Raw genomic sequence first — 15,325 nt, 5'->3', positions numbered from 1 at the left:
CTCAAACTAAACTTATATTTTTCACATGATTATGATTGTGACAAAAACATTATGGCCTCTGGAGAAAGAGCAGTCGAATAAATCTTAAAATCATCCATGGCTCCATTGAATATTCTAGCCCCCGACTGCGCTCCTATCTCAACATCGGTCTCTCCGGCATTTCCCGTATCTATTATTGTCGTGGGCAATGATGCACTTGCGATACCATCGACATAGACAGTGAGCACCGCCCCATCGTAGGTATAGGCAACATGGTGCCACTCGCCGTCGTTTACAGCTGCAGTGCTGTTTAGGCCACCGCCCTGGAATTCCGAGCGTATGGTGCCGTCTGGGTTTACCGCAAAAGTTGCCCGACTACCAGTTCCCGACTCCCCCCAATGGGAAATTGTAATCCTTTCCGTGGTAGTGGTCTTCACCCATGCCGACACGGTCCTTGAATTGGGCCCGTTCACTCCTGTATACCCAGATAACGTAACCGCATTGGCTCCGTCAAAGGCGTAGGCGTTTTCACCGATTATCCCCGTTTCGTAGGCAGGTGCCCCAGTGGAGACACCAGCTCCACCTGCGGAACCCTCGTTTAAAAGACTGCCTTCAAAGTTTAGCAGGGCTTCAACGGTTGGTTGGGCCGCCAATAGGCCAATGCTCCCTGCATCAAGGGCAATGTCGTAAATCCTAAAATCGTCCATGGCTCCATTGAATATCCTGGCTCCGAACTGTGCTCCAATTTCAACATCGGTCTCTCCGGCGTTTCCTGTATCTATTGTGGTTGTGGGCAATGATGCACTTGCGATACCATCGACATAGACCGTTAGGACGGCCCCGTCATAGGTATGGGCCACATGATGCCACTCGCCGTCATTTACGGTCGCAACGCTGTTCAGTCCACCTCCCTGGAACTCTGAACGTATGGTCCCGTCAGGGTTTATCGCAAAGGTTGCCCTGCTTCCGGTTCCTGACTCGCCCCAATGAGAAATTGTAATCCTCTCCGTGGTAGTGGTTTTAACCCAAGCCGACACGGTCCTTGAATTGGACCCGTTCACTCCTGTGTACCCATTTAACGTGACCGCATTGCTACCATCAAAACTGTATGCATTTTCACCAATTATCCCGGTTTCGTAGGCAGGTGCCCCTGTGGAGGCGCCTGCTCCACCAGCAGAACCTTCGTTCAATAAACTTTCCTCATAGTTCATTCGAACTGTTATGGCTGGATCTAAGGGTTCAGCAGTACTTTCCACAATAATAAATCCTTCTTTGAGAACTTCATCAGCGCCAAAGTCGTTACGAACCTTTAGGCTGACATTAAATTCTCCAGAAATAGGATACTCTACAGTCGGACTTGCCTCTGTACTGGTGGGAGGATTTCCGCCATCAAAGTTCCAAGTATACAAAATAGGAGTATTTGTAGATGCATCTGTAAACGTTATTGTTCCATCTTGATCAACCGTAGTTTGTGATGCAGTAAAATCTGCCTCAGGCAATAACGCTGAATCAACATTGGATTCTCTCAGATAGCCATCATCATTTCTAGCGCAGGACCCAAAAATTGCGGCTATAATAACCATTAGGCCCAGTGTCTTTGTTTTTCTATATATGGTATTACTTTTCATACTCTTTAATTTTAGTGTGGTTACCATCCAGGGTTTTGTTCAATATTTGGGTTGAGCACCAGCTGATCTGCAGGTAATGGAAAAAGGTAGTAATGATCTGGAAACGCAGGTGGAACAAGCGGAATCAATTGCACATACCCTTCAGGTGCATTCCCTTGAATGGGGATGTTCTGGGCATAATCTGCCTGGGCAATCCAACGTCCTAGTTTTACTTCAGTTGCATAATCCATTTTTTTCCATCTTCTAAGATCGTCCCTTCTTACTCCCTCACCCATCATTTCCACAGCTCTTTCCCGTCTAATTTCAAAAAGTATAGGGCTTACTTCTGGGTCTCTGGTTGGATCAAAATCTGGTGTGATCTGTGCAATTGTCATTGGCGCCACACTTCCACGTTGCCTCAATTTATTGATGGTCATATCTGCAACGGATTGATTAAACTCACCGACCTCAAATTTTGCTTCTGCATGTATCAGGAGTATCTCTCCCATTCTAAATATGGGGTCATCGTTAAGGTCTCTGGAAGAAACAGCATCGTTATGATCATTCCATATTTTCCAGAAACGATATCCGTTTCCTGTTTGGGTGGGAACAAGCATATCAAAATTAGGCACTTCGCCAGTTACCCTTTTTGACCAGTTACGATCTGGTAATTCTTTGTATGGAAACCCTCCGGTAATGGCTTGCAGAATAGGAAAAAATTCTTCATCGCCAGGATTCCCTGTGGATGTCCAGTTCTGACTTCCATCGCCATTTACTGTATAGGGTGGTGGACTCATAATCAACAGGCGATCATCACGATCTCTGAATTCTGCATAAAAATCTTGATCCCCTTGGAATTGCGTATTGTTTGGATTTCTAACAGGAAGTCCATTCTTGGTCAAAAACTTGTCGATTCCCTTTCGGGTAATGTCATATTTATTGTTTGTTGATCTAGTATTTGTAGAAGCGGTATGAGTCACTTCATCAATGACATAGTGCTTATACAATAATACACCCTCTATTGGTCCCAGATCAATGCTATTAAAAACACGGTCGTAGTTGGGATGTAGATTTGGGTGTTTATCAATCAACTCTGCGGAGGTCTGCACAGCGACATTTAAAAATTTATCTTGATCCCCGAGCCCATGGTATTTGCGCCATGTTCCTTCAAAAAGCGCAAAACGGGCCAACAATGCTCTAGCCACATCTGGATTAACTGTATTTGGGCCATCTCCATCTTCCTTTATAATACCAATGGCTTCCTGCAGGTCTCTCAATATGTTATTTGCGACCAAATCTCGGGAATCTCTTGGGGCATTTAGAATGTCGGTGTCAGTGTCGGTTAATTCATTTTCTAACCAAGTTACCCCGCCATAGGTGTTAAGAAGATCAAAGAATTCATGCGCCCTAAAGAAGAGACCTACCCCACGCCAATGCGCAATTTCTTCTGTAGTCATTTCAGAGTTTGCAATACGATCTAACATGATGTTGACCCTACGAATGTTCGCATAGGAAACCCCATATATTGATCCAGCACTATTGGCCGGTACATTAATATTCTGTCCAATGTAAGCACGTGATACACTGCTTCCGCCATTTTGCATTAAATCCCCATCCAAGTCTCTTGTTGCTGCCCAAGTTGTGCTTCTGGGAAATGCCTCTAAAAAGTCATAGAAACTCCACGCATAGGTGCGTACGTTATTATATGTGCTAAATATTGTTGCTTCGGATAATTCGTCCTGTGGGGCAAGGTCTAGGTCATCATCACAACCCAAGGTAAGGACGGTCAAGCATATCAAGGTTAAAAGGTGTTTAAAATTTTTCATTTCAATTTTTTTAGAATGATACATTAAGTCCTACAGAGTATTGCGCCATTATTGGATATCTCGTTCTTATCCCGGCACCATCGTTCTGTTGGTCAGGATCAAGCCCTCTTTGCAAATTGTCAAAAATGAACGGATTGTTTGCGGAAACAAATACTCTTAATTTGTTTAATCTTAAGCGTTCCAACAAGTTGTCATTAAAAGAATAACCAAAAGTTAGGTTTTGAATTCTCAGATAACTTTCATCGCTTAGATATTTGGTCTGTACAAATCGGCTTCTAGCATAGTTGCTATCAATATTCCCTGTACTAGCATCACCATATATTCTTGGATAAAAAGCATCTTGGTTATCTGGTGTCCAAAAATCCAATTGATTGGCATAGATATGATCGAAAACCGAAGGATAGGGGAAAATCACATCTAAATCGGCACCAGTTGCCCTCCAGCGATCTCGTTTACCCACACCGCTCAACACAAATGAAAAGTCAAATCCTTTGTAAGCTGCATTACCATTGATTCCAAACTGATATCTTCTTGTGTTATTACCAATTCGCTTGCGATCACCAGGACCTGTATCGGCAATCAAATTTCCATTATCATCAAATTGGGGAGTTACGGTTCCATTTCCATCCGTAATCAGTCCATCCCCATCAAGGTCTTTATATTTAATATCCCCTGGGTAAGGAACAGGAGAATTCTCCACAAAAGGAACACCATCCCTTAATTCTCTATTAGAGCCAGAAAGGTCTGCATTCAAAGTACCCTCCACAAAATCATCGACTGTATAGAACCCATCCGTGACATATCCCCAGATTTCACCTATTTCATGACCTTCATAAAATTGACCGATAAATTTGTCTGCAGTTTCAAAACGGGTGATTTCAGACTGACTGTCAAAAACATTAACATTGATTCCATAGCTAAACTCTCCAATTTTATCATTCCAGCCAATTTCTAGGTCCCAACCCTTGGTTTCCAAATCGGCATCGTTTTGTAAAGGAGCAGATGTTCCTAGAATTGCGGGCAGAGGGAGTGCCGCTTTAAGCATTCCGAGGGTTTCCCTAGTATAAATATCAAAGGATGTGCTTAAGCGGTTTTTAAAGAAATTGGCATCGATCCCCAAATTCTTTGTAACCACTTCCTCCCAGGTAAAGGTATCACTCACCAATTGGGCCGGATTAAATGTGATAAACCGTTGGTCTGTACTTAGATTAATCCAATCAGACAAAAAGCTTTCGTAACCTGGAATGGAAGGATAATATTCTTGTACGTTGGTGCCTGGTCTTCTATATTCTTGGTTTCCAATTTTTCCCCAAGAGGCTCTTGGCTTTAAAAGGGAAATGAAGTCAGCACCTTCCATAAACGGTTCCTCGCTGATGTCCCAACCTACAGATACTGATGGCAACCAGGCATACCGGCTACCTGAAGCGAACCTTGAAGAACCATCGTAGCGTAAATTTCCTTCAATAAAGTATCTATCTAAAAAGGTATAGTTCACCCGGCCAAAATAACCTACTACGGCCCAGTCATAAAACGAATCGGTTATAGAGAAATTCTCTCCCTGTGCCAAATTAAAGGTAGGCGTGTCGGGATCTATGAGGTCGTTTCTAAAGGCACTGAAAGAATCTTGTTTTTCATCTTCTTTATTGAACCCTAATAGAAAGTTGAAATTATGATCACCAAATGTCAGGTTATATTTCCCATAAATATTAAACCCATTGTAAATCCTATTAGTCTGTGTCTTTCTAAGGCTAGAATTTCGTAATGCATCTTCTGCCGACACTGTTGGATTAAATCTAAAAGTACTGTAATAACGCTGTGCGTTGTTAACCGCTACCGTATTAATGTACTTTTTTTCAAAAGTGTATTCTCCGGTCAAGGAAAAATCCTTGAAAGGTTTCCATTCCAAGCGTTGGAACAGCCTAATGTTATCTTCATCTCTTTTGGTGGGCACAGAAAAGCGAACAATGTTTCCAGGGCTTGCAAATGGTAGCACATCTCCGCTTCCGTCATCAAAGAACCCGGTAGGATCATACATCCTCAACTGTAAAGCCTGATTGTATTGCGCATTGGGAACAGATTGGATACTGGAGCGGAACAATATATTGGATGATGATGTCAACTTAGGAGTTATATCCGCATCAACAAGGGCATTGACATTATATTTTTTAAAGGAATCCTTATCGGTTACCATGACCCCATCTTCAAATGCATAACCCGTACTTAAACGATATCCTACTTTTTCACCTCCTCCTGAGACGGCAAAATTATGAATGGTGGAATACCCAAAGTTCTTGATGAAGTCATCAATAATGTCAGAGTCTGCCAAAGGGTAAAATTGACTGCTACTTTCTTCAAAATGAATGGGGTATGTGGTATTGTTGATTGGGTCGTTTACCAGATTAAGTTGACTTAGCTGGTTAGCATCATAAAGATCCAAAAGTTCAATCCATCTATCCACATTTTGACCAGCGAAGTAAGCGTTTACTCCAAAAGTATCGAGAGACTCGACAAATTGCCGGGTTGTGGCCTTTTCCGGTTGATCAACTGCGCGGGAAACGCTGGTGGTAACATCATAGCTAAATGATACTTTCTGATTTCTTTTGGCGCTTTTAGTGGTAATCAAAACTACTCCAAAAGCTGCCCGAGCACCATAAATGGATGAGGCTGCCGCATCCTTAAGAACGGAGATGGATTCAATATCCCTAGGGTTTAGATCTTCTATATCTCCCGGTACGTTATTGATTAGGATTAATGGGGAACCTCCATTTATGGAAGTAAATCCACGAATGTTAATCGAGGTGCTTCTATCTCCCGGTTGCCCGGAGCTTTGAACAATCTGTAATCCAGCAGCGGCCCCTTGAAGTGCTTGCGTGGCATCAACAATGGGACGATCATTTATGATCTCATCCATTTGAACATAGGAGGCTGCTCCGGTAACATTTTCCCTTTTCTGGGTACCAAAACCAACCACGACCACTTCATCCAACTGTGAAACATCGGGCGATAGGGAAACATTTATAGTGGTTTGCCCATTTAACGAAATCGTTTGCGGAACAAAGCCAATAGAACTTATAATTAATGAGGCGCTGGAGGGAACCGTTATCTCATAATTACCATCAAAATCTGCTGCCACACCATTGTTTGTATTCTGCTCTATGATACTGGCACCTGGAATTGGCATTCCAGTCTCAACATCCGTAACATTTCCGGTAACCTTGATTGTTTGGGCAGATAAAATGCCGCAAACCGCAAAGGCTAATAGAAATGAGATTTTAGTTTTCAGTTTTTGCATTAATAATTTGATTTTAGTAGTTAGTAATTTGTTTTAGTTATTTAGTTGCTTGCATTATGATTTAAAACGTATCCTTGATCCAATCATATGGTTTTCTCTTTATCCAATTCCCGCGTGTGAAATCAGGAAAATCTTGAGGTTCACCATTGTTCGCAATAGACAGCTCGGAAAGTGGGGTAATCGCGCTCCAAGCGGCTGCATCATAAGCGTCCATAGGTGGAGCTATGTTTTGTTTGGCAGACTCTACAAATGCATTTATTACAAAGAAATCCATTCCACCATGCCCCGCACCTCTAGCGTAATCGCCATACTTTCGCCATAAGGGATGTTCGTATTTATCAACCCATTCTTTGGCTTCATCCCATCTATGTGGTTTTGACTCTCCCTCAATATAAATTCTGCGACCATCTGCTTCCCACAATCCATTTGCTCCTTGTACCCTAAAACCTAAAGAGTATGGTCTGGGCAGGTTGCAGTCGTGTGTTATGATTATGGTCTCTCCATTTGACGTTTCAATTGTACTTGTTACCACATCGCCCTGTTTCCATTTTAACTTTGAATTCGGATGCTCTTCCCCGCCTTGCGCCTTAATGTAATTTTTAAAACCAATGGCTTTACTTGCATGCGAGGTGATTGTTGAAAAACGGTTTCCTCTATTGATATCTGCCATTGCAGCTATAGGCCCTACGCCATGCGTGGGATAAAAGTCCCCATTTCTATATAAAGAGTGTTGTGTACGCCACTTAGATTCTGAAATACCTTTTTCACCAAATTCAGCTCCTTTTCCATAGGCGGTTTTTCCGTCGTTAAAAAGTACACCTCTAAGATCATGCTGGTATCCACATCTGTAATGTACCATTTCCCCAAAAAGGTTTTGCTTTACCATATTGAGCACGGCCAACACGTCTCTTCGGTAACTGACATTTTCCAAAATCATTAAATGAGTTCCTGTCTGTTCGTGGGTGTTTACCAAATCCCAACATTCTTCCAAAGTATTTGCAGCCGATACTTCGAGACCGGTATATTTTCCTGCTAACATGGAATCTTTGGCCATACGGGTATGCCACAGCCAGGGTGTTGCAATTATTACTGCATCCAACTCTTTCAATTCAAGCAGGTTGCGATAATCCAATTCATCTTTTCCGAACACTTTTGGCTTGGTCTTACCTTTTTTGGAGATAATTTCCAGGCCCAATTGTATTCTGGCATCATCCACATCACAAATAGCCCCAACAATTATATCATCCCTTAATAAAAGGTTGTTTAAATGATTGGTTCCACGTAAACCGACCCCAATGAGGCCGACATTCAACTTGTTCGCATTTACCTTTCCGGTACCAAAAGAGATGTTCGGCGCCAATGCTAAACCGGTACCGGCCAATGCCGATTTTTTTACAAAACTTCTTCTTGAATTCATAATGTGTTAATGAGGTGTTTTTTTAATTAGTCCTCGGTCAATTGCTCGTTGTCAAATATTAGTATAACTGCTGGCAAAAAGGGTATATTTTTTAGTCTAAGACCACCTAAATTTTCAGCTTTTGGTCCTTTTTCCTAATAATATCCGTATTTTGAAACATCTTTAAACATTAGCCTGTATTATAGATGTGTACGACAACATTAATAGATTATCCAAAAAAAATGCAATCTGAACACGATTATTTCTTACGGGCCGATATATTGGGAATTGGTGCTGTCCAGATTTTGACAAGGAAAAAAGTAAGATGAGGATATGGGAATCGCATTAGCTGAAAATACGGGGATATCTGCTGAACATATTATATCAAAGCCTGAAACGAGATTTCGTTTTCAACGTAACTTGCTTTGCTTTTTTGTTGTTTTAATAAATCTTCAATTCCTTAAAGGGCAAGAACTCAACAATTTCATTCATTTTGAAAAGGCATTCCATCCTTCTTCCAGTATAAAAAATGATAGTTTAGGAAATATTCTTATTTCATCTACCAATGGTATTTATAAATACAATGGTTACGATTTTGACTTTAAATCTTATTCCTCTGTTTTTGGATACCAATTCATCAATAAACGGAAGGTCTACTTTGAAAAAGATTCAAAGAACAATTATTGGTTGGCCACATACAACGGAGAGTTGACCCGGATGGGCAAGAATGATAGGCATATTCATTTTAAGGATAGCTTGGCCAAAGGAGAAAAATCTTTTAGAATCACTGCGGTTGTTCCTCACGGAAATCTGGTTTGGTTTGGTTCTGCCGAAGGCTCTCTTTACAAATATGATTATGTCAGTTCACAGATATCAACAGTTGCTACCTTGCCCAACGTTCAAAATCGCCCACAAGCAATCAACAACATAGCAGTAACAGATTCCAACCAAATATGGGTAAGCACTTTGGGAGGCAAGGTCTATGGTTACAAACAGGATATAAAACAACTACAAGAATTGGAAATACCCTTTGACGACGAGATTTCCCATTCACTTCTTTTGGTTGCAGATAAAAAAGGAAAGCTTTGGATAGCATCTGAACTTTTCGGACTCTATTTATACCAGCCAAGCTCTCAAGAATTAAAATCTTTTCCAATTTCAGATACCCAGGTAAAGCTTTCAGGTCGAACACCATCTTTTTATGTTCTGTATTGTGATAAAAGCGGGAACATTTGGGCAGGTACGGATGGAGAAGGGTTGATTAAAATTGACAAAGACAATTATACCATTACACAGTTTAGGCATCAAGACAACAATAGATTTTCCCTTACCAACAATACTGTCACCAATATCTCCGAAGACACCCATGGCAATCTTTGGATAGTATGTAAACAGGGAATAATGCATATTCTTCCAAACTATAATAGTAACGTTCAGTATTATACTGGATCAGAAGACAATGTTCCCTCCCCCATACTCTGTATGCTTAAAACATCTGAGGGTTCACTTTGGATAGGTACGGACGGAAAAGGATTGAACAGGGTGCTTGCCAATGGAAAGAGTATTCAATATACGAGTAAAAGTAACGATCCATCCATCTTTAAGGGAAGGTACATTCAACGAATTGTTGAGGATTTAAACAAAAAAGTATGGATAGCAACCTATAAAAATGGGCTCTTCGTGTACCATCCAAAACAAGATAGGTTCAGAAAGATTAAAATTCCAGGGATCTCAGAAAAATCAAGTGCCGACATTCGTTTTCTTTATCGGGATTCTAAGAACCGTATTTGGGCCACGACAACGGAAGGCATACTTATTTTCGATGAACACGAAAAGCTGTTGGCCCATTTCAGTTATCACTCGCGTGGATTGTCGGGGTCCATTTCTGAAAGTATTCATGAAACTAAGGACGGTACAATATGGATAGGTGTTAACAAAGGAGGACTTTTTAGGTTTGAAGAACACTCCAATCTTCTGCAAAATTCAACATTTAGAAAAATAAATTATTACCAAAAGACGCATAAAGAGGATACCAATAATTACGATCCCGCTTATATCGTTTCTGACCAAGAAGATAACCTTTGGATAACCTCTCTTTCCGGAACTCTAATGTATTTAAATACCGATGATAATTCATATAAGTCGTTCCTGAACCATGACAGCTTTAAGGACTTGACCATTACTGCCATGCTTTTTGACGATGATAACAGATTGTGGTTGAGCAGTAGAAACGGACTCCACCATTATAATATAGAAAGAGATTCATTGGGTTCGTATTTTAATATGGACGGACTTCAAGGAAACGGCTTCATGCGTAAAAGTGCTTTTAAGGCAAACGACGGCATGCTCTATTTTGGTGGAAATGATGGCGTCAGCGCTTTTTATCCTATGTCGATTAAAAAAAATGAGCTGACACCCAATCTGGTGGTTAGCCAAATCGAAATTTTAAACAAACCTGCTACCGATTTAATTCCAAATCAAATAGAAAAGGGGATTGAATATGTGGAGTCGCTAAATCTGGACTATGATCAATCATCTTTTTCATTTCAGTTTGCGGCCATTGGCGACGTGCTTAAGCCAGAGTACCATTATGCCTACAAATTAACAGGCTTTGACAAGGAATGGATTACTCCAAGGGGGGAACGCATAGCGACCTACACAAATATCCCTCCCGGAGAATACGTCTTTGAAGTTAAAGCTGGCACGCAAAAGGGTATTTGGAATATTCCCACTAAACAAATAGCCATTTCCATTAAATCACCTTGGTGGGCCAGTGGACATGCTTATGCAATTTATGCTCTGATTACAGCATTACTTATATTGGGCATTGTTTTTTGGGTAAGGCTCAGAAACAAACTGCACAGAGAAGAATTTCAGTTCAATAAGGAGAAAGAGTTGTATGCTTTGAAAATGAATTTCTTTGCTAAGATGTCTCATGAGATACAAACTCCCTTGACATTGATTACCGGCCCTATCGACGATATGTTACAAAGGGCTTCTTCCAACGGTAATGGGCTGTTGCTTCAACGTCTTTCCTTGATCAAAAATAATGCGCAAAGACTTTCACGAATTTCTAAAGGTTTGATGACCGTGCGTGATAGGGAGTTAAACAAGCTGCGCGTTTATGCTTTGAGGAAAAATATCATCAATGACCTGAAAAAAATTGCCAATTCATTTTCCGAACAGGCCAGGTTCAAGGATATAGATTTTGTTCAAGAATACCCAAAGGAAGAGGTATTTCTGTGGTATGATGCTGAAAAATTGGAACACATCTTTTACAATTTGCTATCCAATGCCTTCAAATTCACCCCCCGAAACGGAAGAATTGTATTACAGGTAAAAGAAGGCAAGAAAAGGTTGAAGATTTGTGTCATAGACTCAGGTCCTGGAATCCCAATGGAGGAACGCGAAGATATCTTTGAAATGTTCTATCAATCTGAAATAGGCAAAAATGTGAAAGGGTTGGGCATTGGACTTGCACTTACCAAAGAGTTGGTGGACCTTCACCACGGAAAGATAAAAATTGCTTCTTCCGATCAAGGCACTTGCTTTACCGTAAGCCTAAAACTTGAAGATATCTTTTCCAAAGAAGAAAAAGGTGTTGGCATTAATACAAGACCAATATATCCAAAATTAGTCGCCGATGTGGATCTACTCAAGGTGTTGGACCTTTCTTCACAGGCTAAAGTTGATAAGTACGCTACCATACTCATTGTAGAAGATAATGTAGAGATGCAAATATTTTTACGTGATCTATTTCACGAAAAGTACCATGTGCTTATAGCCGATAACGGTCAAGAGGGGCTAAAGTTAGCCAGAAAAAAGCTTCCAGATCTTATTGTCAGCGATATTATGATGCCTACTATGGATGGGATAACCATGAGCAAAATCTTGATCAAATCAAAAGCCACTACTCATATTCCAATTGTATTGCTCACTGCAAAGGATGCAGCCAAAGCCAAACTGGCAGGATTGCAGACCGGAGCCCTGGCTTATATCCAAAAACCCTTTAACCCCAACGAGTTGCTGGTAAAGGTGAACAACATTCTTGACAACAAGGAAAAAACCATTATCAAACATAAAACGGATGTAATCAGTGATCCGCAAATGGAACAGGTAAAATCCAAAGATGCGCTTTTTATAGAAAAATTGGTCAATGCACTAAACGACCAATTGGAAAGTTCAACATTTAGATTGGAGGATTTAGCTGATATCATGAATATGAGCTATTCGGTAATTTATAGAAAATGCCAAGAAATTACCGGTAAGACCCTGGTTGACTTCTACAAAACCCTCAAGCTGAAACATGCAGCCCTGCTTTTTTTGGAAAATGGCTACAATGTTTCTGAGGCTGGTTACATGGTAGGGTATAAAAATTCAAAATATTTTACCAAGTGTTTCAAAGATGAATTCGGAAAACCTCCTATGTCCATTAAAAATGAGTGCAAGGAAATTGGAATAGCCAAATTGATCAAAAAGTATAACATTGTTGCTTTGCAACCCTTGGAATCATAAATTTTCTGCTCTTGAGGTGCATCTTTCCCTCTAACCCTTTAGGTTGATTTTTATGCTTTTATTGGTTCGTTTTTCACCCGCTTTTACACGGTCAAAGGTTTTTCTAAAACCAAGCTCAGGCACCTCTACTTCAATTCGGTATTTTCCCTTTTTAAAAACTTTGGGACTATACCCACTTGTTTCTGGTCTAATGGCATATACCAATTGTCCTTCTTTATCAAATACTTTTAGAACAGGGTTATAATTTCCATTCCATTCCATATTCGGAAGCCATGCGGCGGCTTTTCTAGTGTAGTTATCTTCTTGTTGAATAGTAATTGGCCATCCCGGGTATTGGCTGTTTTGCGTTGTTGGATCCACAAATCTGGGCCAACATTCAGTTTTGATCGTTCGCTTTTTTTTATCGAAAGTAACCATACCAAAACCTACTGCCCTATTGTGTAAAATTTTGGGCTCTTTACCATTGTCATGAGGATTGGCAACAGCAAAAACTGTCATTTTATTTCCAAAACCATCAACATGTTCTCCTACATAAGAAGGATTTTCATAAGTATGCCGACTACTATCAACATCTGGCCAAAACCGACGCGGCCAAATATTGTTGAGAGCAGGTCCGGCAAAAGCATAGCCGCAATCCCCATGTTCCTTTAAACCGTACTGGACAAAACTGGCCAGGTGCTGATCTCCTGCAATGTGGAACGCAAAGGCTTTTCTTATGGTTTTAACCGCAAGATCGCGCCCTTTTGCTGGCCAGCCATTGGAATCCATATCCACAGTAGGACGATCACCTTTTATATATTCCCCTTTTTTTGGAATGGGTAAGGACGGTATAACCGCTCCGGTCTTGGCACCTTTGGGAAGTGTGGCCACTGTGGCAAAATTGGTTTGGGAAAGCACCACTTTCATTTTCGCATTGTTACTCCAGTCCAAAGTCCAGTTATCCAAAAACTTATGCTGTCTCTCACCTAAAAGGTCAGCTTCAATATCTCGATGTTCCTTGATATCAAAATCATCATTCATAATCCAACCGTTGTTGACCTTAGCACTTTTTGGAAGCACGTTCTTTGGTGCTGATTTAAATTTTCGGTCTTCAAGAATTGCAAAGCTAATTCCCGCATAATTCCAATGCGTATAATATACTCCTATTCCTTGTTTTACTGGTGATGAATCATATGCGTCCGGTAAATGGCCCGTTTGGGTGCGTTGCACCATATTTACCCACTTGGCAGGCATTTTATAGCCCCCACTATCTTGGGCAAAAGCTCCAAAACCTTTAGAAATATCTGCTTTTTCACCTTCTTCTCCCCAAATATTGCCATGATACACATCGTGATCATCAGGTATAATAGCACATGGTCGATGCCTATACAAATCGCGATATGACCAGCCGAACATATACCACTTTCGCAAATAATCCAGACACATTTTATCAAATTCTCCCTTAAAAGAAGCGCCAAAACCACCTGTTCCTTCGTAAAACTGGTCACCTAGGAATAGGATGATATCAGGATTGAGCTTAGATACATTTGCTGGAATGTCGGCGTCCGGAAAACCATAATGGAAGTTGCAGCTAAAAACTGCTGTTTTTATTTCATTTTTATCATGGGGCTCTTTGGAAATGGTCCCCTCATAATAATAAGACTCCATTTTATTTGCTAAAGGAATATCACTTGTAATCCTAAAGGGAATGTCCTTTTCCTGTTCAAAATTGATTACTGAAAAATGAACAGAACGTCCTTCAGGTTCAATGGTCTTTGATTCAAGGGTTTCCCATTTGTTTTCATCGTTTTTTATTTGAAAATGAACAAGGCGTCCTTCAATTTTCTCAATGGGAGCCATTTGCGCAGTAAGTTTAAGCTTACCCTTGTTCAACGTATACTGGGTAAAACAAATGGGGCCAAAAAAATTATCCGCATTAAAAGTCAAATCTTGGGAGACAATATGCCAATTGGAAAAAGCCGCACTTGGTGTTTCTGAATCCTCCCCTTTATCAAGTTTGAAATCTGACAACAAAGAAAAATTTCCAGTAAGTTGATTATTGGACAATACAATTGATTCCTTTTTGAAAAGCAAAAAATCCTCTTCTGGGTTGGTCACGGAGACGGTTACAATATATGAGCCATTACTGGGAATGGCCTCAACAACAAGTCCAAATTGTTTGGGAATCTTGTTTAAGGTAGTTTCAAAAATCTGATCTCCAATTTTGAGCTTCCCTTTGGGTGTTAATCCAATAGGAGTTCCTTTACCAAATACCGCGGCTGATCGATAATCCTCATTTGGTCCGGTTACTCCCAATCGAAGTCCTAAACATCCTTCCTCAAACTTTTCCAATTTTGGGTTAAGTGTATCAATTATAACTGAAGTGATAAAACCCACCATTTTTTCCGGTTTTTGGATTGGCAACAAATGAAGGTTTCTATTTTTATCGGTAACATCGCAGATAACCTTGCCATCTTCTATGAACCAATCTTGTAATCGGTTGCCCCAATATTCCGGTCCTACCCATTTCATGTTGGGCCAATTGTGCCAGTTGCTATTGAAACTCAACCCTCTAGTATATGGCCAGGACTTAAAGGCTCCATTGGCCAACACAGATGGGGAAATACAGGGGGCAATAGCCCCTATTAACAAAGTTTTTAAGTAATTTCTTCTTTTCATGGAATGGTTCTTCAAATCAAATCACCCTTAAAAGTCTCCGGAGGAATTTAAA

General features: G+C 40.6%; 6 protein-coding genes. 1 reads left to right on the top strand and 5 read right to left on the bottom strand.

Annotated elements, in window-relative coordinates:
• Positions 1 to 29: 29 nt before the first annotated feature.
• The 4 genes from IAG46_RS12470 to IAG46_RS12455 form a co-directional block, all read right to left on the bottom strand.
• Positions 30 to 1,607, bottom strand: coding sequence for a LamG-like jellyroll fold domain-containing protein (locus tag IAG46_RS12470; RefSeq protein WP_190810676.1), 1,578 nt, complete (start codon positions 1,605 to 1,607; stop codon positions 30 to 32).
• Between the two features lie 20 nt (positions 1,608 to 1,627).
• Positions 1,628 to 3,412 carry a RagB/SusD family nutrient uptake outer membrane protein gene (locus IAG46_RS12465; RefSeq protein WP_190810675.1) on the bottom strand — a complete coding sequence of 595 codons (1,785 nt, stop codon included), beginning with the start codon at positions 3,410 to 3,412 and terminating at the stop codon, positions 1,628 to 1,630.
• Positions 3,413 to 3,422: 10 nt separating this feature from the next.
• Positions 3,423 to 6,704, bottom strand: coding sequence for a TonB-dependent receptor (locus IAG46_RS12460; RefSeq protein ID WP_190810674.1), 3,282 nt, complete (start codon positions 6,702 to 6,704; stop codon positions 3,423 to 3,425).
• 61 nt (positions 6,705 to 6,765) lie between these two features.
• Complete coding sequence (locus IAG46_RS12455) at positions 6,766 to 8,121, bottom strand: Gfo/Idh/MocA family protein (protein WP_190810673.1); 1,356 nt, start codon at positions 8,119 to 8,121, stop codon at positions 6,766 to 6,768.
• Positions 8,122 to 8,433: 312 nt separating this feature from the next.
• Here IAG46_RS12455 and IAG46_RS12450 point away from each other — a divergent pair, with 312 nt between their 5' ends.
• Entirely contained in the window at positions 8,434 to 12,615 is a 4,182-nt protein-coding gene (locus tag IAG46_RS12450) for an ATP-binding protein (protein ID WP_190810672.1), read from the top strand.
• 30 nt (positions 12,616 to 12,645) lie between these two features.
• On the opposite strand, the gene IAG46_RS12445 is transcribed toward IAG46_RS12450, so the two are convergent.
• The gene (locus tag IAG46_RS12445; protein ID WP_190810671.1) at positions 12,646 to 15,273 is read right to left on the bottom strand and encodes an alkaline phosphatase D family protein; all 2,628 of its coding nucleotides are present in this window, start codon (positions 15,271 to 15,273) and stop codon (positions 12,646 to 12,648) included.
• Positions 15,274 to 15,325 lie beyond the last annotated feature (52 nt).

The organism is Flagellimonas sp. S3867, assembly GCF_014698935.1.
Taxonomy (GTDB): Bacteria; Bacteroidota; Bacteroidia; order Flavobacteriales; family Flavobacteriaceae; genus Flagellimonas.
Note: the sequence above shows the minus strand (reverse complement) of the source record. Positions and strands in the feature narration are given on the sequence as shown.

Bases quoted from the DNA above. Each gene is read 5' to 3' on its own strand.
- IAG46_RS12465 (WP_190810675.1), bottom strand. From the start codon at position 3,412: ATGAAAAATTTTAAACACCTTTTAACCTTGATATGCTTGACCGTCCTT.
- IAG46_RS12470 (WP_190810676.1), bottom strand. From the start codon at position 1,607: ATGAAAAGTAATACCATATATAGAAAAACAAAGACACTGGGCCTAATG.
- IAG46_RS12445 (WP_190810671.1), bottom strand. From the start codon at position 15,273: ATGAAAAGAAGAAATTACTTAAAAACTTTGTTAATAGGGGCTATTGCC.
- IAG46_RS12450 (WP_190810672.1), top strand. From the start codon at position 8,434: ATGGGAATCGCATTAGCTGAAAATACGGGGATATCTGCTGAACATATT.
- IAG46_RS12455 (WP_190810673.1), bottom strand. From the start codon at position 8,121: ATGAATTCAAGAAGAAGTTTTGTAAAAAAATCGGCATTGGCCGGTACC.
- IAG46_RS12460 (WP_190810674.1), bottom strand. From the start codon at position 6,704: ATGCAAAAACTGAAAACTAAAATCTCATTTCTATTAGCCTTTGCGGTT.